Below are 20,186 nucleotides of genomic sequence, written 5' to 3'. Positions count from 1 at the left end.
ATGGCAGCTAAAAAAGTATATGCAGTAAGAAATGGCCGTAAGACGGGGATTTTTACCACATGGGCAGAATGCAAGGCCCAGGTGGATGGATTCCCAGGAGCGCGGTATAAAGGCTTTACGGACCCAAACGAGGCGACGGCCTGGTTAAATCTCGATTATGTGCCGCCTTATGGAGGCGCGCCAAAAGCAGCTGCCAGCCAGCCTGTGGCAGAGGATAAAGCGGATTTTGACGATGCGGCGGATTATATCATCTACACGGATGGTTCCTGTCTGCGCAATCCCGATGGTCCCGGCGGCTGGGCGGCGGTGATTGCTGACCAAATCGAGGGGAAACTTACGGAACTGCACGGTGGTGAGGAGTCTACCACCAACAACCGCATGGAACTCACGGCGGCCTTGCAGGCATTGTCCTTTGCCCGCCAAGGCGCAGTCATTGACCTCTACACCGACAGCCAGTATCTTAAGAACGCCTTTACGAAAAACTGGCTGGTCAGCTGGAAACGGAAAGGCTGGGTCACGGCGGCAGGGACTCCCGTGAAGAATCAGGACTTATGGCAACAGCTGGATGCAGCCTTTGCGGCCCATAAGGTGCGGTTCCATTGGGTAAAAGGCCATGTGGGGGTGGCACAGAATGAGCGCTGTGATGAATTGGCTAAGGCGGAAGCAATGAAGTTTCAATAAAAACATCTTAAATTCCAGTTTGCCAGTACGTGCTAAAATTTTTTGTTACAGCTCAGTGGGGGCGGAGGTGGTAATACTTTTCGCCGTTGCACTGAATGACCCACAAGTAAATTTATGGGCTTTTTAGTTACCTGCGCCGGGCAAGACCGGCGGCGCGTATGTTCAGCGCAATATTTAGTCTATGCCGTTTGTGGGCCAGTCCTCACTCCGTTCGGCCAGTCGTTCCACGGCGAAAAGCATCACCACCTCCGCCCTAAGCGATGACCGTATCAATCATCATTTTTGTGGTGGCAAGCAGCAAGTACATCGATGTTTTTGTAACGGGAGCAACGAGTTCGTGGCAATAGCATAGATCGTATCTTGGGACGGACGGGGGAGTGATTTTTCTGTAGGGAGCGACTGCCTGAACGAAGTGAAGGCCGGCCCCATGTAGTCCCCTGCTAAGCAAATACGCTGAAAGAAGCGCCGTTGGCCTGCCCGGCGCAAGTAACTGGATAGCTCTCTTTTTCGAAGGGGTCGTTTAGCGGAAAACAGAAAAATTACTTCCCCGTCTGACCCCAAACTACGTATGAACAAGATACCTTTACCACGAACTCCCCGATAAACTGCAATTTACTGAGAAAAAACTCCGCAGCCGTAAAATAAACGGCCACGGAGTTTTTCCTTTATAAATATCTGTACCAAGCATTAATGCTTCACGTAACTTTTTATGCAGAAATAACCGGTTCGTGTTCTTTTTCTTTCGTAGCAGTGGGCTCCCGGAATCTGTCTACGATGGTGGCGCAGGCAGCGTCGCCGGTGATGTTGACGGCGGTACGCAGCATGTCAAAGATTCTGTCCACACCAAAGAGGATCGGCAGGGCGTCGATGGGGATGCCGGCGGAAACCAGTACGGCCACTACCAGCAGCGTGGGACCGGGAACACCGGCCTGGCCTACTGCCCCCAGGGTGCTGGTGATGATGATGGCGATGTACTGGGACAAGGAGAGTTCCATACCGTACATCTGCGCGATAAAGGTGGCCGCCATAGCGTAATAAGCGGCATTGCCATTCATATTGATGGTGGCCCCCAACGGCAGGGCAAAGGATGTGGTTTCCTTAGATACGCCCAGTTCCGTAGTGGCGGTGTTCATATTCAGAGGCAGTGTTGCAATGGAAGAAGCGGTGGAGAAGGCAAAAATCTGTACCTTCCACATGCTCTTGAAGAACTGTTTATAAGTAGTGCAGCGGGAGAACATGGCTACGGAACCGCCAAGCATGCCGTAGGTGACGATGGCCAGCACGACGACATAGAGGAGAATCAGATAGAGAATCTTAGTGAGCACTGCGTAGCCAAAAGTTCCGGTAGCATCGGCCATCAGACAGAAGACGCCGATGGGGGCAACATACATAATGCCCGTCATGACCTTGATGAATAATTCTGTCAGGTAATTAAAGAAGTTCAAGACATAATTGCGTTTGGACTCCTCCATATAGGTAGCGGCAAAACCCATGAACAGGGCAAAGACGATAATCTGCAAAATGTTGCCGTCTACCAGAGCCTGGAACGGATTGGTGGGCACAAAGCCCGTCACCGTCTCCCAAAAGCCGGGGATATGGGTGCTTTCCTCCATGTGGTCCACATGAATGGCTGCCTCCGAAAGAGCAGTCATTTCAATACCCCGTCCCGGCTGGAAGATTTCGCTGGCGGCAAGGCCGAGCGCTACCGCTACAGCCGTAGTAATTCCATAGTAAGCAAAGGTCAGGATACCGATTTTCCCGGCGCTGCTGGATTTTCCCAATGAAGCGGCACCGCCAATTAGGGAAAAGAGTACCAAGGGTACGACGACCATCTTAATCAGCTGCATGAAGAGATTGCCCATGGGCGCCAGCATCTGTGCATCTTTCCCCAGAAGCAGGCCGGTGATGGCACCCAGGACGGTAGCCCCGATAATCCAAATCCCTAGTTTGTCGAGGCTGCTGTGTTTCTTTTCTGACATAAAGAACCCTCCCAAAATTTTCTGCAATCGCCCTTACATAGAAAGCCGCATGCTAATATCCCTGACGGATATGACATGCGGCTTCGTTGCGCGATTTATGATGTTTACATTGTAACACTTTTATGTGGACATGTCTACTACTGGTGGAGAAAAAATGTCAGAGACTGCCGCCTAAATTTGTCAGGGAGTCAATGACTACTTTGCATTCGGGGCGTACATGCTGCAGTACAAAGCGCATTTTGTCCTCGGGAATGGCAACGCAGCCACCAGTGTAGGGCTTGTTAGAGCCTAAGCAATGCAGGAAGATGGCAGAGCCTTTGCCCGGCGTGCCGGCTTCATTGTAGCCGATATTCAGGCAGTAAATGTAATGGGGATTGTAGTCAACAAGATGTTCGCTGCCATCTTTATCCAGACCGGGCAGCTGGCGGATATCTACCATTTCGTTGTACTTCATGCCGGGACGGGCATCTCCGGACCAGTAGAAATTTTCATCCACCTGCTTGTAGGGCATGATGGAACCAGGATTCGGTGCAATACCGAAAGCTGCGGTGAAACGGAAGGTGCCTACTGGCGTTTTGTTGTCGCCCTCTTTTTCCTTGCCTAAACCATTCTTGCCAATAAAGCCCGGCGTGGTCATAATTTGCTGCCACTTTCCGTTGGCATCTTTTTCATGCAGGGATACCCAGGCGGTGGTGCCGCTGACTGCGCCTACTACAAACATTTGCTTAGCCGTTTTGGCTGCGGGCAGATTCGTTACCCAGGCAGGCGAAGCCTTCGTGGTCAGATTGGATTCCGGCAGACGCTGCACGGGAAATTCAAAGTAGGTATCGGGATAGGGCTCATCCTTCAGGGTGAAGTGCCACCATTCTTCTTCCAGCGGCTTAAAACCGTGGCGCAGCATGGCGTCCCGCAGAATCATGCGGTTCTTAATCTGCTTTTCCGTCAGCTTGCCCCGGTAGTCGGGGTGAGACAGCAGGCCGAAGTAATCGAAGGTGCCGCCCATATCCAGTTCCTTGCCCGTGTTCATGTCAAAGAGAGTCAAATCCACCGTGCTGCCCCGGCTGTGGCCGGATTTGGCGGCGATATAGCCTTCGGCAAAGAGACGGTCCTTTTCCACCTCCGGGTAGAAGTATTTCTTCATGCGCTTGTCATTCAGGTCTTCTGCCCATTTGACGAAGTTGGTGACTGCCCGCTGGGGCCGGTAGGTGTCGTAGATTTTCAGCCGATAGCCCTGGGCTTTGACATCATCTGATACAGCCTTAAGGGCCAGAGCAGCTTCTTTGGTCATCAGGGCGATGGGCTCGTTGTAGCCATCGATGCGGTCACCGACAAAATTGTAGGTGGAGTAGTAGCGAATTTCCTGAATGATATCCGGCACCACATCGGCGAGCACCACAAAGCCAGAAGAATCGTGAGGATTGACCTTGCTCTGGGGGGCGGCTGAAGCGCTGGGCAGGCTGCCCAGCAGCAGGCCGAATACCAGCAGGGGCAGCAGCATTAACCCCAGAGAAAATTTCCGTTTACCAAAAACCATAGAAAAACCTCCTTCTATATTGTCTGTTAAATTCATGCCAACAATACACTGTTATTTATTTCGGCGCACTCATGGGGACTCCTGCTTTGTTTTGTAAACAAGGCGATAATAATGTAAATAAGACCATATTGACTTATTTGTGAGAAGATGATAATATTAGTTTAAATGAGTCAATATGGTCTTAAAAGGAGCGATATAAGTGCAAAAGCTGAAGATAAGAAAAAAGCCGTTCTGGGTGAACCTGCTCTTAGGAGCGGTTTTGCTGGGGGGCGTATTCTGGTGGAGTGATTCCGGCGAAGCCGAGGAAACGAAGCCGGTGGCCGCTATTTCCGTTAGTACGCAGCGGGCGGCGGTCACGGAGAAACAGCAGGGATTGCGCCTTACTGGCACGGTGGAGGGTCTGACCTCAGCCATCATCAGCAGCCGTTACTCTGGCACGGTGGAGGAACTTACCGTGGAAAACGGCCAGCAGGTGCAGGCCGGGACACCTCTCTTGCGTACGGACAGCGAGGAGCTGGCGAACAATGTGCGCATTGCGGAAAATGGTGTGCACAAGGCGGCGGTGAACCACGATAATATCGCCGTGAATCTGCAGCGCCAGCGCAGTCTTTACGATACGGGCGCAACATCCAAACAGAATCTGGATGCGGCCCAGACCCAATGGGCCACCAGCCGTACGGAAATGGATGATGCGGCGGCCAATCTGGCCATCGCTCAAAAGCGGCTGGCGGATGCCACGGTGGTAAGTCCCGTCACCGGTGTGGTAGCCAATAAGAATGTGACTTTGGGGCAGATGGTTTCCGCCGGCACCCAGCTGATGACGGTGGAGCAGATTGATGCGGTCTATGTGACGGTGCAGGTGGAACAGCAGGATATCGACAAGGTGCAGATTGGCAAGGATGCTACGGTGAAGGTGGACACCTACAAGGACAAAAATTTTGCGGGAAAAGTGGCGGTCATCAATCCGGTGGCAGGCCGGGAAAACCGCCTCTTTACAGTGAAAATCCGGGTGGAAAATCCTGACTTTGTCCTGATGCCCGGCATGTTTGCGGAAGTTACCTTGGCGGATGAAGCAGCCAAGCCGGTGCTGACGGTGCCCCGCAGTGCCATGACTTCCCGCAAGGGGCAGAACTATGTGTTCGTGGTGAGTGATGAGGGTAAGGCTCAGCAGGTCATGGTGGAACCCGGTGCCTTGTACGATGAGGATTTGGAAATCAAGAGCGGTTTGGCGGAAGGCGCGCTGGTGATTACGGATAATCTGGATAAAATCAAGGATGGGGACCGTGTGAATGCTTATGGAGGAGAAAGTTGATGAGTTTGCCGGAACTTAGTATCAAACGGCCGGTGCTGGCCACGGTGATGACGGCAGCTTTGGTGCTGTTGGGCATAGTGAGTCTCTTTAAGCTCAGCATTGCCGAATATCCCAATATGTCCTATCCTTATGTGTCGGTGCAGATTACCTATGACGGAGCCCGCCCCGAGCAGATGGATGCGCAGATTGTGCGCAAGGTGGAAGAGGCCGTCAGCGAAGCCAAGGGTGTGCGCCATATCACCTCCACTTCCACGGAGGGCTCAGCGGATATCGGCGTGGAGTTTGCCATGGAGGTTGACCCTGCCGCCGCTACCCAGGAGGTGCGGGACAAGGTCAATGCCATCAAGGATGACCTGCCCAAGGGCGTCAATGAGCCGGTGGTCTCCCGCTTCGATATGAATGCCGACCCGGTGGCGGCTATTGCCATTACCTCGGATAAGCTTTCCCAGCGGGAACTTTCCATTCTGGTGGAGGAACAGGTAAAGCCGGCCATCCAGCAGATTGCCGGTGTGGGGAAGCTGTCCGTTTTCGGTGAGGAAAAGCGGGAAGTGCAGCTCCTGATGCGTCCCGAAGCCCTGCGGGCCTTTGCTTTGGCACCGGCGGAAGTGGCGGAAAACATCGAGCAGGGCATCAAGGAGGTGCCCGGGGGCAACTTGGATAGCGGCACGGCAAAGCTCTCCGTAAGCACCAAGTCAAAAATTGCCCGTCCCCAGGATTTCAACGACCTTATGGTGGCGCAGCGGGGCGGCCAGCCGGTGTATTTCCGGCAGATTGGTGAAGCGAAAGACACCATCAAGGACAGAACAAGCGTGGCCCGCTATGATGGCGTACAGGCCATCGGCATTGAGGTGGGCAAGCAGTCCGGCGGCAATGCGGTGAAGGTGGCCGCCGCCGTCAAGGAGGAACTGGGCAAACTGCAAAAGACCTTGCCGGATACGGTGCGGGTGCATCTTGTGCGGGACGATGCCCAGCGCATTAAGGATAGCATGCATGGTGTTTACGAGGATTTGATTATCGGCGGCATCTTTGCGGTGCTGGTGGTGTTCTTGTTCTTAGGGGATTTGCGCAGTACTCTTATCAGTGCCGTGACCATCCCTACATCCCTGATTTCTACCTTCTTCTTTATGAATCAGGCAGGTTTTTCAATCAATACCATGACCATGCTGGGGCTGTCTCTGGCCATCGGCCTGCTGATTGATGATGCCATCGTGGTGGTGGAAAATATCATCCGCCACCGGGAGCAGGGGGAAGACCCGCAGGCGGCTGCGGCCCTGGGTACGAAGGAAATCGTGCTGGCGGTTATGGCTACATCTTTTAGCGTGATTGCCGTGTTTATGCCCATGGGCTTTATGACCGGCTCCGTGGCGGATTTCTTCAAGGAATTCGGCCTGACCATCAGCTTTGCGGTGCTGATATCCCTGTTTATTTCCTTTACGCTGACGCCCATGCTGGCCTCGAAGTTCCTGCGACCGGAGGTGCAGCCTCAGGGCCTTATCTGGGACAAGCAGCGGCAGTTCAGCCGTTCCTTCGATAAAATGGCCTTGCGCTATGGGGAAATCTTGACGAAGATTTTGGCTCACCATCGCAGGAAGACCGCCTTGCTGGCGGTGGGACTTTTTGCCGTAAGCCTTTCTATGCTGAGTTTTATCGGCATGGATATGCTGCCTGCCAGCGATAAGGGACAGTTCACGGTGAAGTATGAATTGCAGGATGGCATCTCGCTGGCCAAGAAAGAGGAGAGCACCCAGCAATTGACGGAGATTATCCGCCAGCATCCGGCGGTGGAGCATGTCTACGCTACAAGTTCCGCTACGGATGCCGAGGCCATGTTTGTGAAACTCAAGCCTAAGAAGGAGCGAGAGAGTCAGAACGAAGTGGTGGCCCAGCTGCGTGAGCAGCTCAATGCCGTTCCCGGGGTGAAAATCTATGTGGAAGGCTTGTCCGATTCCGGTGACCGGCCCATTGCCATCAGCCTGACGGGGACGGATTTGCAGAAATTGGGGGAGGCCTCGGATATGGTGGTCAAGGCGCTGGAAGAAATGCCAGGAGCCACTGACGTGACCAGTTCCTACCGCCCCGGTGCGCCACGGCTCTCCGTTATGACCAAGGATGCCCGTGCCCACGATTTGGGGGTCAGTAATGAGACCATTGGCAATACGGTTTCCACCCTGATTGAAGGGAAGAAAACCGGCAAGTTCAATGGCACGGACGAGCAGGTGGATGTGCGCCTGCGCCTGACGGAAAGCGCCCGGGAAAATCCCAGCCAGCTGAATGTCATTCAGGTGGTGACGGGACGCACCGATGCCACAGGCAATGCACAGCTGGTGCCCCTGTCGGCGGTGGCGGACTGGAAATACGAGACCAGTCCCGGCAGCATCCGCCGTTATGAGCGGCGCATGGAAGTGCGCATTTCCGCCAATGTGGACGGCGTATCTTTAGGTGAGTTTGAACAGCAGTGGGAGGAAAAGCTGGAACATCTGCAGCTGCCCCCGGGCGTCAGCACCGGCAGTGCCGGTGAGGCCACGGAAATGGATGAAACCATGAAAAGCATTTTGCAGACCTTGGTGCTGGGCATTGCCTTTATCTTCATGATTCTGGCGGCGCAGTTTGAGTCCTTCCTGGAGCCCTTGACTATTATGGCGGCGTTACCTCTGGCATTTATCGGAGCGTTGGCAGGTTTGCTTATCTTCGGCAGCGGCTTTTCCATGATATCCGGTATCGGCATTTTGCTGTTGATGGGGCTGGTGACGAAGAATGCAATTCTGCTGGTGGATTACGCCAAGGAGCGCATGGCAGAAGGTGTGGCGGTTAATGAAGCTCTGGTGATGGCAGGCAAGGCCCGTTTCCGCCCCATCTTTATGACCACCGCTGCCATGATGATGGGGATGCTGCCCTTGGCTATGGCCTTGGGGCCCGGTGCTGAGGTCCGTGCTCCTATGGCACATGCCATCCTGGGCGGCTTGGTCACCTCGACCATTCTTACCCTGGTGGTGATTCCCTGCCTGTACAGCTTGTTGAGAAATGCCCTTGACCGCCGTCAGGCCAAATCAGAGGATATGGTTTCTATTTCCCCTGAATGATGTTATACTTGATTTCATTGAACAAGGAGAGAAAAGTTATGGCATTTGATCGCGAAGAATTACTGGAAAAAATGGCCGGAGCATTGGCGGACAATCCCGGCTGCACCATAAAGGAACTGGCAGACGCCGTAGGCATCAGTAAGGCTAGCCTCCATCGTATCTACACCAATAAGCAGAATATCTGTGAACTGCTGGCCACAGAGGAACGCATGGTGCTGCGGGAAGTGCGGGAGCTGATTCAGCAGGAGCATGAGGACTGGCTGGCGGATTTACAGGAGATTATCGAAATATTTGCCAACAATGCCAATTATGTGCGCTGTATGGGAAGGGAAACCTTGCCCTGCAGCCTCAGTGAGGCGGAATGGAATGAATTCGATGGCGTGCTGACGGGCTTTTTCCGTCGGGGCAGGGAAGCGGGCATACTGCTGGGGGATTTTTCCTCTACGGATATGAATGACATTTTCTTTGGGCTGATTACCGGGCTGATTGAGTCTATGGGGATGCGGCAGAGCAACCCGGCTGCGGTTAAGCGGATTGTTTATGAAGCGTTGCTGGGCGGGATTTACCGGCCATTGGAGATTCGCAGATAGGCTGTGGCACAGGTGATTGTTTTTGACTTCCGCATGATATGAAGGCGTGGGGGGCGCCAGTGCTTACTTTTTACCTTTGCGCTAAATGGGCGTGGCACGGGTGGTTATTTTTGGACTTCCGCACGAAATGACTCCCTCGAAGATTCCGTTGACTTAGGTGGATGTTCCGGTTACCACGTCGCGGCTTTCAGCGATGTGTTTAGTTCTTTTCGCTTAGGAGCCAGCCTTCGGCAGTGTGCTGCAGTCCAAAAACAACCACCCGTGCCAAGGTACTTCGCATCTGCGAGCAAAATACAAGCACCGGTGTCCAGGCATGTATTGGCCGATCGAAGCAAAGCCGCCACAGCGAAGCGAATGGCGGCAGGGGCATGTTTTGCGGGCGGAACGGCAGAAGCGTAACATAAAGCTACTGGCAGACGGGGCGTATTTTGTGGAACGGAGCGACTGCTTTGCTGGCTGGCGAGGTGTATAAGCAATACATCGCGATGTCAATGCGCCGTGGTAACCGGCGCGGGTAACAACGAGGTACTTTCTCACCCTGCCAGACATTTAGCGAAGTCCACAAAATACGCCCCCGTCTGCAGTACGCACTAACTTTTCGTGCAGCCCGCAAAACATGCCCCTGCCGCCTGCACCAATCTGGCATTTTACCTCGATGTAACCCCACATCCATGATGGAAATAACTTGAAATTTTGACAAAAAAATAGTACACTTATATTTACTAATTGCCTTTTGACTGTTACAATCAAAGGGTGGTTAAGATATGAGTGAAGGGAGGCACGCTGGATGCGATTTTTGGAGGTCTTGGGCGCTTGGGTTCTTGCGCGGTTGGCCGAATTTGGCACCATCGTGCTTCTTTATCGTGATACCATGCTGGAGCTCTTTACCCGGCCACGGCCCCGCCATATCCTGGCCCAGATGTCTCATCTGGGGGTGGACTCCCTGCTGATTGTGAGTCTGACTCTGCTCTTTACCGGAGCGGTGTTTGCCTTGCAGACGGCGGATATATTGATTCGTTTTGGAGCCCAGAGCACCGTTGGCGGAATTATTTCCATTGCCATTGGCCGCGAACTGGGGCCGGTGCTGGTGGGGGTGGTCTGCGCCGGGCGGGTGGGGGCTGCCATTACGGCAGAGATTTCCACCATGAAGGTTACGGAGCAGATAGATGCCTTGCGGGTTATGGCGGTTAATCCCGTCAATTACCTGATTGTGCCCCGCATGCTGGCCTGTATGATGGTCGTGCCGCTTTTAACTGTTTTTGGCGATGTTATCGGCGTGCTCGGTGGTTATCTGGTGGCGGTGTATTATTCCGGTATCAGTTCCTTTAGCTATATCAATTCCATTCACACCTTTGCCGTAGCCTTTGACCTGACTGGCGGTATGATAAAAGCCATTTTCTTTGGCAATGTCATTGCGGTGCTGGGCTGTTACTACGGCCTGCATTGCCCGGCCGGTGCTGAAGGTGTGGGTAAAGCCACCACTCGTACCGTGGTGACTTCAATTATTGTGATTTTTATCTTAAATGCCGCGCTGACTTTTGTTCTATACTAAGGCCGGCAGGAGGATAATATGATTCGACTGGCGAATGTAAATAAGGTCTATGATGGCAAATATGCCCTGCGGGACATCAATCTCACCATCAAAAAAGGGGAGACTCTGGCGGTAATCGGTGGTTCTGGCTCCGGTAAGAGTACGCTTTTACAGTTGTTGGTGGGGCTTATTCGTCCTGACAGTGGGGAAATCTATATTGACGGGCAGGAAATCACCCATCTTTCGGAGAAAGAAATGGATAAGGTGCGCTTAAACATGGGCATGGTGTTTCAGTATTCTGCGCTTTTTGACTCCATGACCGTAGGGGAGAACGTAGCTTTTGGCCTGCGGGAGCACCGGAAACTGCCGGAAGCAAAAATCCAGCGTATCATCAAGGAAAAACTGGATTTGGTAGGACTGCACGGGGTGGAGAAAAAACTTCCCAGTGAACTTTCCGGCGGTATGAAAAAGAGGGTGGGACTTGCCCGGGCTATTGCCTTTGAGCCGGATATCATCTTTTACGATGAGCCGAGTTCCGGCCTGGACCCCATTACCACAGCCAAAATCGATGAATTAATCGTAGATATGCAGAAAAAACTCGGGGTTACCTCCGTGGTGGTCACGCATGATATGGCCAGTGCCTGCCGGATTGCTGACAGGATTGCCATGGTTTATGAAGGTGACTTAATTGCCGTGGATACGGTGGACCGGTTTCAACAGATAGAGGATGAACGTGTGCAGGCTTTTTTCAAAATCCTGCACACAGAGAAAACGGAAAGGGATGAATAGCGGGCATGAGCGTAGAAGCAAAGGTGGGAGCTTTTACCCTGGCAGGACTGGCACTTTTGGCCGCAGTCATTATCATGCTGAGCGGATTTCAGCTCGGCGGGAACAAGGGCTATACTCTCTATGCCGGCTTTAAGCAGGTAGTGGGGGTGGAACCCCAATCCCTGGTGAGATTGTCCGGGGTACCTGTGGGGCATGTAACCTCCATAGAGAACGATGGCCGCGGTGTTACTGTGGGCATGAAGATAAATGACGGCGTACAGATACCCAAGGGCTCCAAGGTGGGAATTGGAGCCAGCGGGGTCATGGGGGATAAATTCATCAACATCACCCCTGGAGACAGCGAAGACGGCTATCTGGATGAAGGGGATTTTCTGCTGGGAAGCGAAGAAGAAGGCATGGACGAGATGTTTCGTAACATCAACAAAGTGGTGATACAGGCCCAGGACCTTCTGACCAGCATGAATAACATTGTGGGCAATGAAGCCTTCCAGACCTCCATTGTGCAGATGGTGGTGAACCTGCGGGATACCACCGCGCATATCAACGGCATGCTGGGGGCTATGGAAAGCATGGTCAAAACCAATCAGGGGAATGTCAATCAGACTCTGACCAATATTAATCTCACGACCGCCAGCCTGAACCGTACGATGCATTCCGTGGAAGCCATAATGGCCAATCTGGCCACGGTGGGGGCGGACCCGCAGACGGCGGAAAACCTGCGCATAACCTTGGATAATATCACGCAGACCAGTGAAAAAATCCGGATAATCTCGGAAGGCATTGCCAAGGTGGCTGGGGATGAAAAGACGGTGGAAGATGTAAAGGCTACCATTCACAATGCCCGGGAACTGACGGAGAAAGCCAAGAAGGTTAAGAAACAGCTGGATTCCATCGAGACGCATGCGGAAGTGACAACCCTGTACAGCGGTCAAAAACGTGACTGGGATACCAGTATGGGATTTAACATCGGCATGGAACAGGGGCCATTCCTCAACATGGGGGTCGAAGATATCGGAGAAACCAATCGGATTAACTTCCAGTTGGGCAAACGGCAGGGCAATCTTGCAGGCCGGGTCGGTGCCATTCGTGGTGCCGCCGGTGTGGGGGTGGATGCCTATGCAGGCAAGAACTTTAAGTTCTCAGCAGATGCTTATGATTTTAATGACCTGTCTGTGCGTTTAGGCGCGCAGGTCAGGGTTATGGATAATACCTGGCTCATGGGCCAGTGGCAGAATGTCAACAAACATGACAAGCGGGCGGCCTATGTGGGCCTCAAGCAGTATTTCTAAGGAGGATTTGTAATGAATAAAAAGCTTTTTTATAAAAGATTGACGGCAATGATTTTGGGGGGCTTGCTGACGGTGTCGGCTGGCTCTGTATCGGCCGCTAATACCGTACAGCTGAATCTTAATGATGCGGTGCAGATGGCGTTGGAGAACAACCGCAGTATAAAAACTGCATTGGCTAACGTGGATGTGGCCAAGTGGAATCTTTCCAAGTATCGCCGTCAGACTGGCGTGACGCTGTCACTGTCTACGGGGGCAAATCGTGCAAATGATATGCTGGCTAAGGCTTCACATGGCGGAGACAATTCCTATTTTACCAACAGTGCCTCCGCGTCCATTCCCTTGTACAACTTCTCCTTGCGCAGCGGGATTGAATCCGCTGGCTATGCTCTGAATGCTGCGGATGTTACACTGGAGAATACCAAGCAGTCCATTCGCTATCAGGCCACGGCTGATTATTACAATATCCTGAATTACAAGAACTTAATCAAGGTGCAGGAAGATGCGGTACGGGCCTATCAGGAGCATTTGGACAATGTAAATGCTCAGTACCGGGTCGGCACAGTAGCCAAATCGGATGTACTGTCTTCCCAGGTAAACCTGGCCAATGCGCAGCAGGCGCTGACCACGGCGCAGAACAATTACGATATTGCCATCGCTACTTTGAACAATGTCATTGGCCTGCCGACGGATACGGCGCTCGAAATTGATGAAGAACTGAAGCATCCTGCGTATAACCTCAATCTGAATGATTGCACGAATTATGCGCTGAACAACCGTGCGGACGGAGCTGCTGCTTATTATGCCGTGAAGCAGGCTGAGGCAGGCATCAATACGGCCAAAGCCGGCTGGTATCCGACTGTTACGGCTTCTGCCAACAAGGCCATTGAAGGTAAGAATGCCTTCCATGCTGACCATAGCAATACCTGGGTGTTTGGCGCTACTGCCACTTGGAATATCTTTGATAATGGCGTAACGACTGCCAATGTGAATAACGCCGAAGCATCCTTGGTTAAAGCGCAGGAAGCACTGAAAACGCAGGATGAAACCATCCAGCTCGATGTGCGCACGGCGCTGCTGAATCTGCAGGCTGCTGAAAAGAACATCAGCACCACGGAGACGGCTGTGACTCAGGCGGAAGAAGATTTAAAAATCGCGCATGTTCGTTATTCCGCCGGTGTGGGTACCAACCTTGATGTAATGGATGCTACGGAGAAAATGACCTTAGCGCGTACGAACTACAACACGGCGCTGTATAAATACAATGTATCCAAAGCTGCACTGGATAAGGCTATGGGTATTCCTGTGGATATTGATGTGGCGAAATACAAAGCATCGCAGATGGAAGGCAACCGCTTGAAGAAAGTCCGGGACGATGCCAAAGTGACGGCAAATCCTGTATTGGAACTGACGCCGGAAGCCAAGAAGGCTTCCAAGGAAGAAATCAAGGCTATGCGTCAGGCTGAACGGGAAGTCCGCAACACTGCTGATGCCAATAAGCAGGCAGCAACGGAAAAGAAAGCTGTCACGGAAAAAAAGACCGCCGTGGTCAGCGAACCGACTAAGAAAACGGAACAGCCTGCCAGTACGGCAGCAGTGGCCAGTGAAATGGCCAAGTAACACTAAAGGACTGTAATCTAATGCCTATGATGGGCCTTTGGGGAGAACGTAATGAAGGTAAAGACATGGATAATAGGAACATTGGCGGCAGGCTGCGTAGCAGCCGGCGGCTTGTGGTACTATGTACATACGCAAAACTTCATGGAACGGGCCGGGGAGGAAGTATCTTCCTTGGCCACCCAGGCTCTGGGCGCAGATGTGACGGTGGGGGAAATCGAAGTAAATTCCCTGCGGGATATCAAACTCCATAATCTGGCTGTTTATGACAAGCAGGCGGAGCTGATTGCCAGTGCCGACGAGGCGCAGGTCAGCTGCCGCCTGCTTGCGGCGGTTATGGACCCTGCAGAAGCAGTGGCTGAAGTTGAGGTCAAAGGGCTGCAGGCTGTATTGGCCGAGCGTGCTGACGGCAGCTGGAACGTGCAGGATTTAATCACCGAGGAAAAGAGCTCGCAAAAATTCCGGGGCCGGGTCAAGGCGACGGATGCACGGGTACGTTTGCGCCGGGCGGGACAGGAACTGTCACTGGAAAAGGTAAATGCTCTGGTAGATTTGGCAGATAATCCCGTGTATAAGGCTGAGTTTGCTGCTGAAAATCAAGGCACTGCCATTAAAGGAACGGCGACCATCTCCGATAGCCGTCAGATAATCAACGCCAGCCTGTCCGGAATGGAGATAAAGAACTATCTGTCATTTATTCCTGCGGGGTTGCTTCCTGAGAATGTGGAGATTAAGGGGGGCAATATTCCTGAGGCCGAGCTGCATATCTACCGCCGGGATGGAGACCTTTCCTTCAGCGGTGAAGCGGAACTGGCCGCTGGTGCTGTTCGGGTAGAGGACACGGAAATCGAAAATATTGCCGGCCATGCATCTTTTACCAATGAAGAGGGACTTTTGAACATCAATGCTTCGGCGGCAGGTCAGCAGGTTAATGTTCATGGTAAAATCAAACATCTGCAGACAACACCCTATATGGAACTGGAAGCGGCTTCGGAGTCCTTTGACCCGGGCAAGATTTTAACCAATCTTCCCTATGCAGGCGCGGCAAAGTTTGCAGTGAAAGTTACGGGGGCGCTCAATAATCCCAGCGTGGATGGCAAGGTGGAAGTACCTCAGGGGAAAATCATGGATGTACCCTTTAGTGGCGTGACTGCAGATGTGCGCTATCAGGACAAGAACCTCTTTGTGCGGGATTTTTCTGCACAGGTTTGGGGCGGAAAGGCGCGTGGTGAAGCGGTAATCTCCACGGAAAATTTGGGCTACACGGTCCATCTTAAAGTGGATGATATTGATGCTGCCCAGGGTGCGGCGTATTTGCCCCAACTGGCGGGAATTACCGGCCGGGTGTCAGCAGACGTGGGCGGTAATGGTATCGGTACTGACCTTAGTACCTTGCAGCTTTATGGCAGTGCCAGTGTGAAAAATGCTGGCTGGCAGGGACTGCGGGTCGATAAAGCAACGACATCTTTCTATCTGGCTGATGATGATTTGCTGATTGATTATTTAAGTGTGAAGATGCCTAACCACAGCAGTTTGGGGTTGGAAGGCTCTATTCGGGATATGCGGGATTCCGCTCAGTTGGATTTGGCCTTTTATGGCGGTCACTTTGATCTGGCCATGCTGCAAAATATTGACAGCCGCATTGACATGTCAGGGCTGGCCGATTTCAAAGGTACTGTTCATGGTGATAAGCGCAATCCGCAGGTGGACATCAAGTTCTCCGGCCTTCAAGGGAAGATTTTCAAGCAGCCTTATGACAGTTTGAAAATAGCCGCCAGCGGCAGTCTCGATGGAATTGGTATTGATGATTTCCTCATGGAAAAAGATGGCAAGGAAGTCTGGCAGGCCAAAGGTTCTGTGGGTTTTACCGGGGAGAAGCGCATAAATCTCCGGCTGGATACCATGGGGGCACGCATGGAAGATATTGCGGCTTTGATTGCGCCGGATCAGCCCATTACCGGCAATGTGGATAATGTCATTCAGCTTACGGGGACGTTAGATAACCCTAAGGCGGTCGGCTATATTCATTTTTATCGGGGCAGCTATCGGGGGGTACTGCTGTCCGGTATGGATGGCGACTATTTCCTGGAAAATGGCAAGCTGCGCCTGCAGGATTTTCATGCGTATTCCCCGATGATTGATATGGTGCTGAATGGCAACCTTACCACAGCTGATCAGTCGCTGGATATGGAAGTGAAGGCCAGTGATATCGATTTGAAGCGGGTGGAGCATAAACTTCCTTATGAGGTCAGCGGCCATGGAACCTTTATGGGCAAGATTGATGGCACGATTAATAATCCTATATTCCATGGAATCTTGAATGCGCCTGCGGTGGAGCTCAATGGGGTGACATTGACCAACCTGCGGGGCTTGGTAAAATTCATGAACAACAGCTTTGATATTGACCATTTTGGCTTTGAACAGGATGGCGGTACTTATGATTTGGAGCTGGAGTATGATACCAACACCGGCAGGCTGGATGGCGATATGGTGGTGCAGAATGCCGATATTGCGGCTGTGGCGGCATTGGCCAATGCCAAAACTGATGTTATCAGCGGCAGGGCCGACCTGCTTGCGCATATCAGCGGGACTGCGGATAATCCTACGGTCAAGGTAGATGGCGACATTCAGCAGGGGACTGCGGGCGGCTATGATGTGCACAATGTGGCCTTGGATTTGCAGCTGCTGAATCATATCGTTTACATCAACAAGCTGAGCGGCAGTCAGGGCCCCAATGGACTCTTTTCCGCAGCGGGAACCGTGACCATTGGCGGGCCGATGAATGTGCATTTTTCGGCCAGTCAGCTGGACTTTGGTATGTTTACGGGACTGGCAGGATTGCGGCTGCAGAATGTTACCGGGGCTGCAGATATTGAGGCAAATATTGGCGGTTATACCTATAATCCAGCGGCAGATCTGAATTTGCAGGTGGTAAATGGAGGCGTTCAGGGATCGTCCTTTGATACCCTTATCGGAGCTGCACATTTGAAAAATGGCCTGATTGATTTGACTGAACTGAAGGTGGCCAAGCAGGTGGGCGAGCGCAGCTGCTCGGCTATAGCTAAAGGGATTGTTCCTTTGCGGGCACTGACGGCAGGCAAGGATGAATGGCTGGAAGATTATGAGCAGATTCAGCTGCAGATTGGTCTGGAAAATGCAGATCTGTCCCTGCTGCCCACCATATCCAAACAGGTGGATTGGGCGTTGGGGGCTACGGAAGGTGCAGTAAAAATTTACGGTTCCCTGGCCCATCCGCTGATAGATGGCAGTATTGTTGTTCCCAATGGGGCGGTGAAGCTCAAAGAACTGAATGACCCGGTTACGGATATGGCCGTCAAGGTGAATTTTGCCGGCAGTAAAGTGACAGTTGAAGATTTTTCTGGTAAAATGGGCGGTGGTTCCTATCGTTTACAAGGCAGTGTAAGCTTTAACGGTTTGGAACCGGAACATTATGACCTTTCGCTGAATATCGACCAGCTTGGGATAAACAGCAAGTTCTTTACCGGCCCGCTGAATGGACAGTTCAGCCTAAAGGATACGGACTTCTATGGACATCGCCTGCCTAAGCTCTATGGCCAGCTGGATTTTAAGCATTGTCAGGTGTCAGTGCCGACGATTCCGGACAGTGATGGCGAAATGCCGGAAATGGTTCTGGATGTGCAGGTCAATGTGGGAGATAAGGTGCATTTTTACAGTCCCTATCTCTATGACCTTTATCTGACCGGTGCTTTCCATGCCGGGGGCATTATGAGCCATCCCAAGATGAGTGGCAGTCTGCAGGTGAAACGCGGGGGCACCATCAACTATATGAAGACGGAGTTCAATATCCGTCAAGGTGTCGCGAACTTCAATCAGGTAGCCTCGTTTATGCCTAGTATCGATTTCTTTGCCGATACAAAACTGGCTCGGGCCAGGGTGTTTCTGTCGGTAAGAGGGCCGTTAGGGGCGGCGAAGATGAAACTTTCTTCCAGCCCAGCCATGAGCCAGACGCAGATTGTGCAGCTGCTGACGCTGCGGGATGCTTACCGGGATGGCAATAGCAGTATGAATGCTGGCGATTTGCTGGCGGTGGGCCTGCAGATGACCTTCCTCTCGGAGGTAGAGGGCCTTATGCGGAACTACCTGTATATGGATAAATTAACCATTTCCCGGGGTAACGGTTCTCTGTTCAGCAACTATAATGCAGAAAAAGATAAAGAAAATGCCGAAAACAAATATGATTTTAATGTAACTATGGGAAAATATATATCAGACAAGGTTATGCTCCGTTATACGCATGGTTTTGGCAGTAAAGACATCAACCGCTATGGCGTGCAGTATGATATCAATGACCATTGGGGCTTGACCTTTGAGCGGGAGTCCAACAAATCCATTGTTGGTGTGGAAGCCCGCATGACATTTTAACAATGCTTAGCGCAGAAAGGGGGTGATGGGGCTGCGTTTTGCACAATATGTAAAAGAATTACAACGGATAAAACCATTGGCAAGAGAGGAAGAAGCGCAGCTCTGGCAGGCCTATAAGGCCGGTGGCGAGGAAGATGCCCGCCGCCAGCTCATCGAGGCCTATCAGCCCCTGGTATTCAAACAGGCACTGCCTTACCGCAGCCTGCAGAATATCATGGATGTGGTGCAGGAAGGTACGGTGGGCCTCATTGAAGCGGTGGAGCGATATGACCCGGAGCGGGGAATTGCTTTCAGTCTCTTTGCCATTCACCGCATTCGCGGGCGGATGCTTGACTTTCTGCAAAAGGAAGGGGCTTCGGACAGCCCTTGTATGGATGCTGTGCAGGATGAGGGCGGCTCCACCTATAAGGAAAACCTGATGGACGACACCTCGCCTACCGTGGCCGAGCAGGCAGAGAATCATGAGCTGGTGGGAAAACTCCGGACAGCCATGGCGCGCCTGCCTGCCCGGGAAAAAGAGGTGCTGGAAAATGTTTATCTAGCCAGTCAGGATGTGCAAGCAGTGGCAGAGGCTATGGATATCAGTCCTAGTCATGTCTACCGCTTGCAGAAGACAGGCATCCGGCGCATTCGGGGAATGCTGTCCAGATTCATGCAGTATTGGTGAAATAATTTTCAAATGAGCAAAGTTAAGCTGAAAAATGACGAAATAACATGCTAATGGCTTGTGAGAGTCGGTATCGACGTGATATGATGTGTCAAAGGGAAATACAGTCAGCCGATTGTAAATAAAGAGAGTTTAGTGAATTTTACGGTCGGAGGGGCAGGTATGGACAAACGGACACAACGTAATCACATACGGGCGGCCCGGGAATGGCTGGGCAGGGCGGACGATTCCTTAGCACAGGATAATGATGTGCAGGGGGATTTGAAGCTGATGCTGGCCCGGGCAGAACTTGCTCATGTGGGGCCAAGTGCCCGCAGCTGCCGGCTGAAAATATGGGGGCGGAGAGGTCTGGCCTTGTTAACGGCAGTGCTGTTGGCCGTAATCTTTTGGTGGAAACCGGCGGCAGCACCACCTGCGCCGGAAATGCCGGCCCCAGCAGCACCGGTGGCTGAAAATGTACCGGCTGCCAGTCAGGAGCCCAGTTTGCCGCTAAGGGAGATACCCGTGCAGACTGAGCAGATAGCTGCGGAGCCAAAAGCAGAAGTACCGGCTCAGGTACCTGTTACGCTGCTGCCCGAAAAGAACGATGCTCCGGCGCCAAGTGTGGAGGCGGACGCACCTGTATCCCCTTCGCCTCAGATACCCAATCAGGAAAAACAACAACTTATGCAGTCCGCAGGAAAAATCCTGCGGCAATAAGAAGATTTTGGGAGGTT

At 52.4% G+C, this 20,186-nt stretch carries 14 protein-coding genes; 12 read left to right on the top strand and 2 right to left on the bottom strand.

The genetic code is table 11. The annotated features are described in order from the left end of the window. A complete protein-coding gene (rnhA, locus tag P157_RS0101825; protein WP_026759506.1) occupies positions 1-681 on the top strand; it encodes a ribonuclease HI in 681 nt (226 codons plus the stop codon). 707 nt (positions 682-1,388) lie between these two features. On the opposite strand, the gene P157_RS13600 is transcribed toward rnhA, so the two are convergent. Continuing rightward, positions 1,389-2,660, bottom strand: coding sequence for a dicarboxylate/amino acid:cation symporter (locus P157_RS13600; protein ID WP_037368070.1), 1,272 nt, complete (start codon positions 2,658-2,660; stop codon positions 1,389-1,391). A 157-nt stretch (positions 2,661-2,817) separates the two neighbouring features. Next, entirely contained in the window at positions 2,818-4,194 is a 1,377-nt protein-coding gene (locus tag P157_RS15700; protein ID WP_072000137.1) for a M15 family metallopeptidase, read from the bottom strand. Between the two features lie 199 nt (positions 4,195-4,393). Between P157_RS15700 and P157_RS0101805 the strand changes: the two genes are divergently transcribed. From P157_RS0101805 to P157_RS0101760, 11 genes are all read left to right on the top strand, one after another. Beyond that, positions 4,394-5,506, top strand: coding sequence for an efflux RND transporter periplasmic adaptor subunit (locus P157_RS0101805; protein ID WP_051598447.1), 1,113 nt, complete (start codon positions 4,394-4,396; stop codon positions 5,504-5,506). Continuing rightward, positions 5,506-8,586, top strand: coding sequence for an efflux RND transporter permease subunit (locus tag P157_RS0101800; protein WP_026759504.1), 3,081 nt, complete (start codon positions 5,506-5,508; stop codon positions 8,584-8,586). The genes P157_RS0101805 and P157_RS0101800 overlap by 1 nt, the downstream gene beginning before the upstream one ends. Before the next feature lie 38 nt (positions 8,587-8,624). Continuing rightward, the gene (locus P157_RS0101795) at positions 8,625-9,176 is read left to right on the top strand and encodes a TetR/AcrR family transcriptional regulator (RefSeq protein ID WP_026759503.1); all 552 of its coding nucleotides are present in this window, start codon (positions 8,625-8,627) and stop codon (positions 9,174-9,176) included. A 313-nt stretch (positions 9,177-9,489) separates the two neighbouring features. Beyond that, positions 9,490-9,648, top strand: a complete 159-nt coding sequence (locus P157_RS15420) for a hypothetical protein (protein ID WP_155266685.1) — start codon at positions 9,490-9,492, stop codon at positions 9,646-9,648. A 315-nt stretch (positions 9,649-9,963) separates the two neighbouring features. Then, positions 9,964-10,728, top strand: a complete 765-nt coding sequence (locus P157_RS0101790) for an MlaE family ABC transporter permease (RefSeq protein WP_026759502.1) — start codon at positions 9,964-9,966, stop codon at positions 10,726-10,728. An 18-nt stretch (positions 10,729-10,746) separates the two neighbouring features. Further along, positions 10,747-11,496: an ABC transporter ATP-binding protein gene (locus tag P157_RS0101785; RefSeq protein WP_026759501.1), complete on the top strand. Its 750-nt coding sequence runs from the start codon at positions 10,747-10,749 to the stop codon at positions 11,494-11,496. 5 nt (positions 11,497-11,501) lie between these two features. Then, the gene (locus P157_RS0101780; RefSeq protein WP_026759500.1) at positions 11,502-12,785 is read left to right on the top strand and encodes an MlaD family protein; all 1,284 of its coding nucleotides are present in this window, start codon (positions 11,502-11,504) and stop codon (positions 12,783-12,785) included. A 12-nt stretch (positions 12,786-12,797) separates the two neighbouring features. Next, positions 12,798-14,402, top strand: coding sequence for a TolC family protein (locus tag P157_RS0101775; RefSeq protein WP_026759499.1), 1,605 nt, complete (start codon positions 12,798-12,800; stop codon positions 14,400-14,402). Between the two features lie 51 nt (positions 14,403-14,453). Next, positions 14,454-18,803 carry a translocation/assembly module TamB domain-containing protein gene (locus P157_RS0101770; RefSeq protein ID WP_026759498.1) on the top strand — a complete coding sequence of 1,450 codons (4,350 nt, stop codon included), beginning with the start codon at positions 14,454-14,456 and terminating at the stop codon, positions 18,801-18,803. 25 nt (positions 18,804-18,828) lie between these two features. Next, positions 18,829-19,470, top strand: coding sequence for a sigma-70 family RNA polymerase sigma factor (locus P157_RS0101765; RefSeq protein WP_037368069.1), 642 nt, complete (start codon positions 18,829-18,831; stop codon positions 19,468-19,470). Positions 19,471-19,632: 162 nt separating this feature from the next. Next, complete coding sequence (locus P157_RS0101760) at positions 19,633-20,169, top strand: hypothetical protein (RefSeq protein WP_026759496.1); 537 nt, start codon at positions 19,633-19,635, stop codon at positions 20,167-20,169. Positions 20,170-20,186: the final 17 nt, after the last annotated feature.

It is taken from the genome of Selenomonas ruminantium AC2024 (genome assembly GCF_000687995.1).
Lineage (GTDB): Bacteria > Bacillota > Negativicutes > Selenomonadales > Selenomonadaceae > Selenomonas_A > Selenomonas_A ruminantium_B.
This window is presented reverse-complemented; position numbering and strand designations above follow the sequence as displayed.

Coding starts and splice junctions, on each gene's coding strand:
- rnhA (WP_026759506.1), top strand. CDS start 1: ATGGCAGCTAAAAAAGTATATGCAGTAAGAAATGGCCGTAAGACGGGG.
- P157_RS13600 (WP_037368070.1), bottom strand. CDS start 2,660: ATGTCAGAAAAGAAACACAGCAGCCTCGACAAACTAGGGATTTGGATT.
- P157_RS15700 (WP_072000137.1), bottom strand. CDS start 4,194: ATGGTTTTTGGTAAACGGAAATTTTCTCTGGGGTTAATGCTGCTGCCC.
- P157_RS0101800 (WP_026759504.1), top strand. CDS start 5,506: ATGAGTTTGCCGGAACTTAGTATCAAACGGCCGGTGCTGGCCACGGTG.
- P157_RS0101795 (WP_026759503.1), top strand. CDS start 8,625: ATGGCATTTGATCGCGAAGAATTACTGGAAAAAATGGCCGGAGCATTG.
- P157_RS15420 (WP_155266685.1), top strand. CDS start 9,490: ATGTATTGGCCGATCGAAGCAAAGCCGCCACAGCGAAGCGAATGGCGG.
- P157_RS0101790 (WP_026759502.1), top strand. CDS start 9,964: ATGCGATTTTTGGAGGTCTTGGGCGCTTGGGTTCTTGCGCGGTTGGCC.
- P157_RS0101785 (WP_026759501.1), top strand. CDS start 10,747: ATGATTCGACTGGCGAATGTAAATAAGGTCTATGATGGCAAATATGCC.
- P157_RS0101780 (WP_026759500.1), top strand. CDS start 11,502: ATGAGCGTAGAAGCAAAGGTGGGAGCTTTTACCCTGGCAGGACTGGCA.
- P157_RS0101775 (WP_026759499.1), top strand. CDS start 12,798: ATGAATAAAAAGCTTTTTTATAAAAGATTGACGGCAATGATTTTGGGG.
- P157_RS0101770 (WP_026759498.1), top strand. CDS start 14,454: ATGAAGGTAAAGACATGGATAATAGGAACATTGGCGGCAGGCTGCGTA.
- P157_RS0101765 (WP_037368069.1), top strand. CDS start 18,829: ATGGGGCTGCGTTTTGCACAATATGTAAAAGAATTACAACGGATAAAA.
- P157_RS0101760 (WP_026759496.1), top strand. CDS start 19,633: ATGGACAAACGGACACAACGTAATCACATACGGGCGGCCCGGGAATGG.